This is a genomic window from Pseudomonas sp. PvP001 (genome assembly GCF_040546375.1).
Lineage (GTDB): Bacteria > Pseudomonadota > Gammaproteobacteria > Pseudomonadales > Pseudomonadaceae > Aquipseudomonas > Aquipseudomonas coleopterorum.
On sequence record NZ_JBEPNQ010000001.1, the window covers coordinates 3,052,705 to 3,062,500 of the forward strand.

Below are 9,796 nucleotides of genomic sequence, written 5' to 3' on the forward strand. Positions count from 1 at the left end.
GCGTCAGCTTATCAGACACATAGTGTGGTCACACGGCATTTGACTGCAGAACGTGGGATTTGACCGTTTCGACCTCGCGAATTGTTACAGGTGCGCTGTGTTAAGCTCACCCGCTTTATGAACACGGGAGTCCGGAAAGATGAAGGCGCGTATTCAGTGGGCCGGCGAGGCCATGTTTCTGGGCGAGTCAGGTAGCGGCCATGTCGTGGTCATGGACGGACCTCCCGAGAGCGGCGGCCGCAACCTCGGCGTGCGCCCCATGGAAATGCTGCTGCTGGGCCTGGGCGGCTGCAGCAACTATGACGTGGTCAGCATCCTCAAGAAATCGCGCCAGCCCATCGAAAGCTGCGAAGCCTTTCTGGAAGCCGAACGCGCCACGGAAGACCCGAAAGTCTTCACCAAGATCCACTTGCACTTCGTGGTCAAGGGCCGCGGCCTGAAAGAAGCTCAGGTCAAGCGTGCGGTGGAGCTGTCGGCGGAGAAGTATTGTTCGGCATCCATCATGCTAGGTCGCGCCGGCGTGGACATCACCCATGACTACGAAATCGTCGAACTGGGCTGACTTCCAGAACAAATGAAAAGGGCGCTCATCGAGCGCCCCTGTTCTATCTGCCGCAAACAATCAAATCCGGTAGGTGCTCTTGGTCATGACCTTGGCCAACAGGCTCATGCCAAAGCGCAACGGCGCCGGAAACCTGGCCCCACCAGCGTCGAGGGCCGATTCGGCATGGGCTTGTTCATCGCTGCGCATCTGCGCCAGGATCGCCCGCGACTTGACGTCTTCGGCGGGCAGTTGCAGCAAGTGCTCATCCAGATGCTTGACCACCTGATGCTCGGTCGCTGCCACGAAACCCAGGCTCACCCGGTCACTGATGACGCCCGCTACCGCGCCAATACCGAACGACATGCCGTAGAACAACGGATTGAGCACACTGGTGTGGCTGCCCAGTTGCCGAATGCGCTGCTCGCACCACGCCAGGTGGTCCACTTCCTCTTCGGCCGCATGCTCCATGGCCTTGCGCACCTGGGGCAGCTTCGCGGTCAGGGCCTGGCCTTGATACAGCGCCTGAGCGCAGACCTCACCGGTGTGATTGATGCGCATCAGGCCGGCCACGTGCCGACTCTGCTGCTTGTCCATCGTCACCTCGGGCTGGACGAGCGCCGGCGAGGGTCGCGATGGATGTCCGCTGAACGGTAACAGCGTGCGCATGGCCGTATCGGCCTGCAGCAGCAAACGATCAATGGGCGAGTAGTGACGCTGGGTAGCCATGGGCACCTCCGTTGAAAACCTGGCCTGCATGATTGCCGCTCAACCGGGTGGCCAGTTCATCTGGCGCTGTCCCAGTACATGCATGTGTATGTGGTAGACGGTCTGACCGCCCAGTTCGTTGCAGTTCATGACCACCCGAAAGCCCTCTTCGCAGCCTAGTTCCTTGGCCAGCCGCTGGGCGGTGAACAGGATATGTCCAGCCAGGCCCTTGTCGTCTTCGGTCAAGTCGTTGAGCGTGCGGATGGGTTTTTTCGGGATGACCAGAAAATGCACCGGGGCCTGTGGCGCGATATCGTGGAAGGCCAGTACCTGGTCATCCTCGTAGATGATCTTGGCCGGAATCTCCCGGTTGATGATCTTGGTAAACAAAGTATCCACAATGCATCTCCATGGCAGTCGAAGGTTCAGTGTACTGAGGCTTGTGCCCAGCGCCCAGCCTTGCCGGCTTCAATGGGGGGCGAAAGCCTTGTTGATCCATCCACTCACGATGCGCGTCAGCCACCGTGAGCCCAGCCGCGGAGCCCTGGCCAGCCAGGCATTGCGCCGCCCAGGCACGATCACCGCGCGATTGCGGGCCAGCGCTCGTACCGTCTGCAGCGCTACCTGCTCGGGGTCCAGCACCTGCGAGCTGTTCGCCAGGCGCGGAATGCGCCGCTGGCTGGAGCGTACCGGTCCAGGACACAGCACCGAAACCTTCACCCCGGTCTGCTTGAGTTCCTCGCGCAGCCCTTCTGAAAAATGCAGCACATAGGCCTTGCTCGCCGCATAGCTGCTCATCCATGGTCCGGGCTGGAAGGCGGCCAGTGAGGCGACATTCAGGATCTGCCCACCACCCTGCACGGCCATCGCATTGCCCAAGGCGTGACAGAGGCGGGTGAGGGCTAGAACGTTCAGTTCGATCAGATCCTGTTCATGGCTCCAGTCCTGAGCCAGAAAGTGCCCATAGGAGCGCACGGCCGCGCAGTTCACCAACAGGTCGATCTGGCGTTCGCTTTCCTCAAGCTCCAACAGGAACCCCGACAGCCGCAGGGGTTCGCCCAGGTCGCAGGCACGAAACAATACTTCCACACCAAAGCGCTGCGTCAGTTCAGCGGCAATGATTTCAAGCTGGTCACGCTGGCGCGCTACCAGAAGCAGGCTGCGCCCACGCCTGGCCAGGGCTTCGGCCATGGCCAGGCCCAAGCCTGCCGACGCGCCTGTGATCATGGCATAACGGGTCATCGAATTCTCCATACCCCCGCCAGGCAAGCTGGCGCGGTTTCATATGGGCATTCTACCGCGCGCGTCCACATTTGGGCTCGCAGCTTGTGCGTGACCTCAGAACGGCTTGACCACCACCAGGATCACCACAGCCAGCAGGATCAGCACTGGAATTTCGTTGAACCAGCGGTAGTACACATGGCTGCGTTTGTTCTCGCCACGTGCGAAGCGCTTCATCTGCGCGCCGCACACGTGATGGTAGCCGGTCAGCAATATGACCAGGGTCAGCTTGGCATGCATCCACCCCTGGCTCATCCAGCCCGGCGACAGTGCAATCAGCCAGATACCGAAGACGAACGTGGCGATCATCGCCGGGGTCATGATGCCGCGGTAAAGCTTGCGCTCCATGACGGCAAAGCGTTCGCGGCTGACGGTGTCCTCGCTCTGTGCGTGGTAGACGAACAGACGAGGCAGGTAGAACAACCCGGCAAACCAGCAGACAACGCTGACGATATGCAGAGCCTTGATCCATAGATAAAGCATTTTTGGTCTTCTCAGGTTCACGGTAGCGTCGATAGTAGAGTCTGTCGGCGTTCGCGTCATCTCAACGGTTGTGACTCAAGCCCCAGGCCCCTATCATCGAAGGCTTTCCAGTCGCATCGTGAAGAGGGCAGTGTATGGTCAAGGTCGGTATCGTCGGCGGCACGGGTTACACCGGAGTCGAACTGCTACGTCTGCTGGCGCAGCATCCGCAGGCGCAGGTAGAGGTCATCACCTCCCGATCCGAGGCTGGCCTGCCGGTTGCCGACCTGTACCCCAACCTGCGCGGTCACTACGACGGCCTGGCGTTCAGCGTCCCTGACATCAAGACCCTGGGTGCCTGCGACGTAGTGTTCTTCGCCACGCCCCACGGTGTCGCCCACGCCCTGGCCGGCGAGCTGCTGGCGGCGGGTACCAAGGTCATCGACCTGTCCGCCGACTTCCGCCTGCAGGATGCCGATGAATGGGCCAAGTGGTACGGTCAGCCGCACGGTGCGCCCGAGCTGCTGGCCGATGCCGTCTATGGCTTGCCCGAGGTCAACCGCGAGCAGATCCGCCAGGCGCGCCTGATCGCCGTGCCAGGCTGCTATCCGACGGCCACCCAGCTGGGCTTCCTGCCGCTGCTCGAGGCTGGACTGGCCGACAACACGCGTCTGATCGCCGACTGCAAGTCGGGCGTCAGTGGCGCGGGTCGCGGCGCCAGCGTAGGTTCACTGTTCTGCGAAGCTGGCGAAAGCATGAAGGCCTATGCGGTCAAGGGCCACCGTCACCTGCCCGAAATCACCCAAGGCCTGCGTCGGGCCGCCGGTGGTGAGGTGGGTCTGACCTTCGTCCCCCACCTCACGCCCATGATCCGCGGTATCCACTCCACACTGTATGCCACGGTCGTCGACAAATCGGTCGATCTGCAGGCGCTGTATGAAGAACGCTACGCCGATGAACCCTTCGTCGACGTCATGCCGGCCGGCAGCCACCCCGAAACCCGCAGCGTGCGCGGCGCCAACGTCTGCCGCATCGCCGTGCACCGCCCCCAGGGTGGCGACCTGGTGGTCGTGCTTTCGGTCATCGACAACCTGGTCAAAGGCGCGTCGGGCCAAGCCGTGCAGAACATGAACATCCTGTTCGGTCTGGACGAACGCTTCGGTCTGTCCCACGCCGGCATGCTGCCCTGACCATTTCCGCAGCATCGCCCAGAGGCCCGCATTGCGGGCCTCTTTGCTTTAGCCACTGGCTAATTCTTGACCATTTTCGTAGGAGAAGAGGATAATGCCGCCATTGAGCATTATGACGGCGTACGCCGGGAGAACTTCTACATGAGCGTCGAATCCTTTACCCCCATGGCTTTGCAATTCACCCAAGGGGCTGCCATCAAGGTCAAGACCCTGGTCGATGAAGAGGGTAACGATCGCCTCAAGCTGCGCGTCTTCGTCACCGGTGGCGGCTGCTCGGGCTTCCAGTATGGCTTTACCTTCGATGAAGACGTTGCCGAAGACGACACCATCGTCGAGCGCGAAGGCGTCAGTCTCGTGGTCGATCCCATGAGCTTCCAATACCTGGCCGGCGCACAGGTCGATTACCAGGAAGGCTTGGAAGGTTCGCGCTTCGTGATCAACAACCCCAACGCCAGCACCACCTGCGGTTGCGGTCAGTCCTTCTCGATTTGATCCAACACCCATGAAAAACGCCGTGCAATTGCACGGCGTTTTGCGTTTCAGGTATCCAGCTTCACGCCGGGTAGATGGCGCCCAACACGCGCAGGCCTCGCGCGCCGGTCACACTGGGCCGGTTGGCCGCAACGCCTTGCAGGCAGCAATCAGCCAGCCAGGCAAAAGCCATGGCTTCGACCCAGTCCGGATCGACACCCGCCGCTGCCGTGCTCTCGACCCGAGTCCCCGGCAGCAAGGCTTGCAGTCGCGCCATCAGGGCCTGATTGTGAGCGCCGCCACCGCACACCAGCAGTGCATGAGTGCTCGGCTGGGCGACACGCAGCGACTGTACGATGCTTTGCGCGGTCAGCTCCAGAAGCGTTGCTTGAACGTCGGCGTCGTCGAACGCAGGAAGGCTGTCCAGGTGTCGTTGCAGCCAGCTCAGGTTGAACACCTCGCGCCCCGTGCTCTTCGGGCCGCTGCCAGCGAAGAATGGATCGCTTAGCAGAGCACTCAGCAAATGCGGTTGCAGCGTACCGGTCGCTGCCCAAGCGCCTGCTCGATCATAGTCCTGGCCACGCTTGAGCTGAATCCAGGCATCCATCAGCACGTTGCCAGGTCCGCAGTCGAAACCGCTTACTGGCTGATTGCCGCCGATCAGGCTGAGATTGCTGAAGCCACCCACATTGAGCACCGCACGCGCCTCACCTTCGGCACCGAACAGCGCTTCGTGGAAGGCCGGAACCAAGGGTGCACCCTGACCGCCGGCGGCTACATCGCGTCGGCGAAAATCGCCCACGACGGTGATCTGCGTCAGCTCCGCCAACAACGCCGGATTGCCGATCTGTACGGTGAAGCCCCGAGCTGGCTCGTGCCTCACGGTCTGTCCGTGGCTACCAATCGCTCGGATGTCGGCAGGTGCAAGATGCTGTGAGGCCAGCAAGGCAGAGATGCCATCGGCTGCCAGTGCTACCCATTGGTTTTCGGCGACGGCAGCTCGAGCGATTTCATCCGGCCCGCTGGCGCACAGTTCCAGTAGCTGGCTGCGCAATGCCTCGGGCATGGGCACGTAGTGTGTTGCCACGAGCCGAGTGGATTGATCCTGCTCGATCAGGGCGATGTCCAGCCCATCGAGACTGGTGCCGGACATGACCCCAAGGTAGTACGCCATGGCTCAGCGCTTGCTCGCCAGCAGGGTGCTGCGCTCTACGTCCATCTTCGCCATCAGCGGCTGGCTCAGCTGGTTGAAGCGCTGTTTCTCGGACTTGGCGATCGGGTCAGCCATTGGCAGCTTCTGGCCCAGAGGATCGACGTGTACGCCGTTTACCTGGAACTCGTAGTGCAGATGCGGACCTGTCGACAGACCGGTGGTACCGATGTAACCGATCACCTGGCCTTGCTTGACGCTACCACCGGTCTTGATGCCTTTGGCGAAGCCCTGCATGTGTCCGTACAGCGTGGTGTAGCTGTTGCCGTGCTGAATGATCACGGTGTTGCCATAGCCGCCACGACGACCGGCCAAGGTGATCTTGCCGTCACCGGCCGCCTTGATCGGCGTACCGCGCGGCGCAGCATAGTCAACGCCCTTGTGCGCACGGATCTTGTTCAGAATCGGATGCTTGCGGCCCATCGAAAAACGCGAGCTGATGCGGGCAAAGTCCACCGGGGTACGGATGAACGCCTTGCGCATGCTGTTGCCATCGGCGGTGTAGTAATTACTGTTGCCCTGCTTGTTGGTATAGCGCACTGCGGTATAGGTCTTGCCGCGGTTGGTGAAGCGCGCAGCGAGAATGCCTCCGGTACCGATGACCTTGCCGTTGAGTACACGCTGCTCGTAGATGATGTCGAACTCATCGCCCTGGCGAATATCCTGAGCGAAGTCCACGTCATATCCGAAGATGCTGGCCATATCCATGGTCTGGCTATGGGACAGCCCGGCACGCGCGGCTGACTGCGACAGCGAGTTCTTGATTACGCCATGGGCATACGCTTCACGAGTCACCGGCTTGCTGGTTTCACGCTCGAAGGCGAAACCCGCGCCAGCCTTGGTCAGCCGGATGGTGTCCAGGTCGCTGACCTTACTGTGCAGGCTGAGCAATTCGCCTTCCGGCGACAGTTCGAATTCCAGCAGTTGTCCACGCTTGAGCTGAGTGAACTGTTTGGCCTTCTTGTCACTGCCTATGACTTCGGCCACGGTCGACGCCGGCAAACCGACCTTCTCGAACAGCGTGGAAAGCGTGTCGCCCTTGGCAACCACCACCTGACGATGTCCCGGCTCTTTCTTCGCGGCAGCGACTTCCTTGGCAGCGGATGCTTCCTTGGTTGCAGCAACGTGGGGGGCTGGATGCTCGGATGGCTGTGCGGCGTGCTCGGTGTCGGTCGAGGCAGGGGTTTCAATCTGGGCGAAGGGTGCAGGGGCTGCCTGCTCGGCGATCGGAGCAACCGGGGTGTCTTGTTCGGCGTCCTTGAGTTGTTCGACGGGAGCCGGCATCTCCAGGCTCATGTTCGTGCGTTTTGCTTCTACATCGCTGGAAGGAAACACCAGCAAGGCAAGGCTGAGGAGGGCGGCCAGGCCGCTGGCAGCCACGAGGTGGCTCTTCGGATAAAGCGGCGGCGCTTTAGGCGGTTGCTTGGTCATAGGTGATTTTTTGACTTTTAAAGATGGAAAGATGAGATGAATGACATGATGAAGATGAAATAACTGTATAAAATATAACCAAAACCCCTCCAAAGCAAGCTCGCAGACGTTTGCTTGGCGCCAATGAGTCACATCTGTGCCCGCGCCTTGTATTTGACCCGTGATCTTGTATCGTTGAGCCTTTTGAATCCGAGCGTTGTAGGACCTTATATGAAGTCTGTTGAAGAGCAGCTGGCGCTGATCAAGCGCGGCACTGAAGAGGTGCTGGTCGAATCCGAACTGGTCGAGAAGCTCAAGCGCGGTCAGCCCCTGCGTATCAAGGCAGGCTTCGATCCCACCGCCCCGGATCTGCACCTGGGCCACACCGTGCTGATCAACAAGCTGCGGCAGTTCCAGGAGCTGGGTCACCAGGTCATCTTCCTTATAGGTGACTTCACCGGCTCCATCGGTGACCCCAGTGGCAAGAGCGCCACACGTCCACCGCTGACGCGTGAGCAGGTGCTGGAGAATGCCGAAACCTACAAGGCTCAGGTGTTCAAGATCCTGGATCCTGCCAAAACCGAAGTGGCGTTCAACTCCACCTGGATGGACGTCCTTAGCCCAGCTGACTTCATTCGCCTGGCTTCGCAGTACACCGTGGCCCGCATGCTCGAGCGCGATGATTTCGACAAGCGCTACACCAGCAACCAGCCGATCGCGATTCACGAGTTCCTCTATCCCCTGGTCCAGGGTTATGACTCCGTCGCCCTGCGGGCAGACGTCGAGCTGGGCGGTACCGATCAGAAATTCAACCTGTTGATGGGGCGTGAGCTGCAACGCTCTTATGGTCAGGATGCCCAGTGCATCGTCACCTTGCCGTTGCTGGAGGGCCTGGACGGTGTCAAGAAGATGTCCAAGTCGCTGGGCAACTACGTGGGCATTCAGGAAGCGCCCGGCATCATGTACAGCAAGCTGGTCTCCATCCCCGATGCCCTGATGTGGCGTTACTTCGAGCTGCTCAGCTTCCGCAGCATGGATGAGATCGACGCTTTCAAGGCGGATGTGGAAGCCGGCGCCAACCCGCGTGACATCAAGATCAAGTTGGCCGAGGAGATCGTTGCACGCTTCCATGGCGAGGAAGCGGCACAGAGCGCCCACAAGGCGGCGGGCAACCGCATGAAGGATGGTGAGCTGCCAGAGGATCTGCCGGAGGTGGATGTAGCAGCCACTGAAGACATGCCCATCGCGGCTATCCTTAATAAGGCAGCGCTGGTCAAGAACGCCGCAGGCGCGCGCGACCTTCTCAATGCCGGAAGTGTTCGCGTCGACGGTGCTGTAGTAGACCGCGCATTCATCTTTCCGCTGGGCGCAACCCATGTAGTACAGGCCGGCAAGAAGGCCTTCGCCCGTATTACGCTGAAAACCGAATAATTCAAAACAAGGGCTTGACGGCGAGTTCGAAGTGTCTATAATTCGCCCCACTTCCGGCGCAGCCGAAACGATAAACGCTTTGTTAATCAATGAGTTAGTCGTTCAGGCAGTGAGGAAGCGCTTCGATCTTCAAGGTCGGAGGCGGTGAAAAAGGCAGTTGACAGCGGTTTGAAACGCTGTAGAATTCGCCTCCCGCTGACGAGTGATCGAAGCGAGTCAAGTGTTTGAAGTTGTTCAGGTTTCTGGAAAAATACTTCGAAATAAACGCTTGACAAAATGTGAGGCCAGCGTAGAATGCGCGCCTCGGTTGAGACGAAAGAATCAACCCACCGCTCTTTAACAATTGAATCAAGCAATTCGTGTGGGTGCTTGTGAGTTAAGACTGTTAGTCAACAAGATTATCAGCATCACAACAACTCCACGAGAAATCGAAGAGTTACCTCGATCCTTCGGGCTCGAGTTTGCGATTGCTGAGCCAAGTTTATAGGGTTTTCTCAAAACCCAATTGCAGTATTGAACTGAAGAGTTTGATCATGGCTCAGATTGAACGCTGGCGGCAGGCCTAACACATGCAAGTCGAGCGGTTGAGGGAAGCTTGCTTCCTGATTCAGCGGCGGACGGGTGAGTAATGCCTAGGAATCTGCCTGGTAGTGGGGGACAACGTTTCGAAAGGAACGCTAATACCGCATACGTCCTACGGGAGAAAGCAGGGGACCTTCGGGCCTTGCGCTATCAGATGAGCCTAGGTCGGATTAGCTAGTTGGTGAGGTAATGGCTCACCAAGGCGACGATCCGTAACTGGTCTGAGAGGATGATCAGTCACACTGGAACTGAGACACGGTCCAGACTCCTACGGGAGGCAGCAGTGGGGAATATTGGACAATGGGCGAAAGCCTGATCCAGCCATGCCGCGTGTGTGAAGAAGGTCTTCGGATTGTAAAGCACTTTAAGTTGGGAGGAAGGGCAGTCAGCGAATACCTTGCTGTCTTGACGTTACCGACAGAATAAGCACCGGCTAACTCTGTGCCAGCAGCCGCGGTAATACAGAGGGTGCAAGCGTTAATCGGAATTACTGGGCGTAAAGCGCGCGTA

The 9,796-nt window shown here is 59.5% G+C and carries 10 protein-coding genes and 1 rRNA gene (1 of these 11 cut by a window edge); 5 read left to right on the plus strand and 6 right to left on the minus strand.

Annotated features, from left to right (window positions below):
• Positions 1 to 139 precede the first annotated feature (139 nt).
• Complete coding sequence (locus tag ABMD26_RS13815) at positions 140 to 562, plus strand: OsmC family protein (RefSeq protein WP_043192495.1); 423 nt, start codon at positions 140 to 142, stop codon at positions 560 to 562.
• Positions 563 to 622: 60 nt separating this feature from the next.
• On the opposite strand, the gene coq7 is transcribed toward ABMD26_RS13815, so the two are convergent.
• The 4 genes from coq7 to hemJ all read right to left on the minus strand — a co-directional run bounded on the left by coq7 (position 623) and on the right by hemJ (position 3,013).
• Positions 623 to 1,270 carry a 2-polyprenyl-3-methyl-6-methoxy-1,4-benzoquinone monooxygenase gene (coq7, locus tag ABMD26_RS13820; RefSeq protein WP_056845328.1) on the minus strand — a complete coding sequence of 216 codons (648 nt, stop codon included), beginning with the start codon at positions 1,268 to 1,270 and terminating at the stop codon, positions 623 to 625.
• A gap of 39 nt (positions 1,271 to 1,309) precedes the next feature.
• On the minus strand, positions 1,310 to 1,648 hold the full coding sequence (locus tag ABMD26_RS13825) for a histidine triad nucleotide-binding protein (RefSeq protein ID WP_049862388.1): 339 nt from the start codon (positions 1,646 to 1,648) through the stop codon (positions 1,310 to 1,312).
• 69 nt (positions 1,649 to 1,717) lie between these two features.
• Positions 1,718 to 2,491 (minus strand): SDR family NAD(P)-dependent oxidoreductase, encoded by a 774-nt coding sequence (locus ABMD26_RS13830; RefSeq protein ID WP_354310155.1) that lies wholly within the window; start codon positions 2,489 to 2,491, stop codon positions 1,718 to 1,720.
• 96 nt (positions 2,492 to 2,587) lie between these two features.
• On the minus strand, positions 2,588 to 3,013 hold the full coding sequence (gene hemJ, locus ABMD26_RS13835; protein ID WP_043192500.1) for a protoporphyrinogen oxidase HemJ: 426 nt from the start codon (positions 3,011 to 3,013) through the stop codon (positions 2,588 to 2,590).
• A 134-nt stretch (positions 3,014 to 3,147) separates the two neighbouring features.
• Here hemJ and argC point away from each other — a divergent pair, with 134 nt between their 5' ends.
• A complete protein-coding gene (gene argC / locus ABMD26_RS13840; RefSeq protein WP_056845330.1) occupies positions 3,148 to 4,182 on the plus strand; it encodes an N-acetyl-gamma-glutamyl-phosphate reductase in 1,035 nt (344 codons plus the stop codon).
• A gap of 141 nt (positions 4,183 to 4,323) precedes the next feature.
• The gene (gene erpA / locus ABMD26_RS13845) at positions 4,324 to 4,674 is read left to right on the plus strand and encodes an iron-sulfur cluster insertion protein ErpA (RefSeq protein ID WP_043192502.1); all 351 of its coding nucleotides are present in this window, start codon (positions 4,324 to 4,326) and stop codon (positions 4,672 to 4,674) included.
• Positions 4,675 to 4,735: 61 nt separating this feature from the next.
• On the opposite strand, the gene ABMD26_RS13850 is transcribed toward erpA, so the two are convergent.
• Entirely contained in the window at positions 4,736 to 5,827 is a 1,092-nt protein-coding gene (locus ABMD26_RS13850; protein ID WP_134723505.1) for an anhydro-N-acetylmuramic acid kinase, read from the minus strand.
• A gap of 3 nt (positions 5,828 to 5,830) precedes the next feature.
• Positions 5,831 to 7,294 carry a peptidoglycan DD-metalloendopeptidase family protein gene (locus ABMD26_RS13855; RefSeq protein WP_320523612.1) on the minus strand — a complete coding sequence of 488 codons (1,464 nt, stop codon included), beginning with the start codon at positions 7,292 to 7,294 and terminating at the stop codon, positions 5,831 to 5,833.
• Between the two features lie 210 nt (positions 7,295 to 7,504).
• Here ABMD26_RS13855 and tyrS point away from each other — a divergent pair, with 210 nt between their 5' ends.
• Both tyrS and ABMD26_RS13865 read left to right on the plus strand, forming a co-directional pair.
• Positions 7,505 to 8,704: a tyrosine--tRNA ligase gene (gene tyrS, locus ABMD26_RS13860; protein ID WP_354310159.1), complete on the plus strand. Its 1,200-nt coding sequence runs from the start codon at positions 7,505 to 7,507 to the stop codon at positions 8,702 to 8,704.
• A 515-nt stretch (positions 8,705 to 9,219) separates the two neighbouring features.
• Positions 9,220 to 9,796 (plus strand): 16S ribosomal RNA (locus ABMD26_RS13865) (it continues 960 nt past the right edge of the window).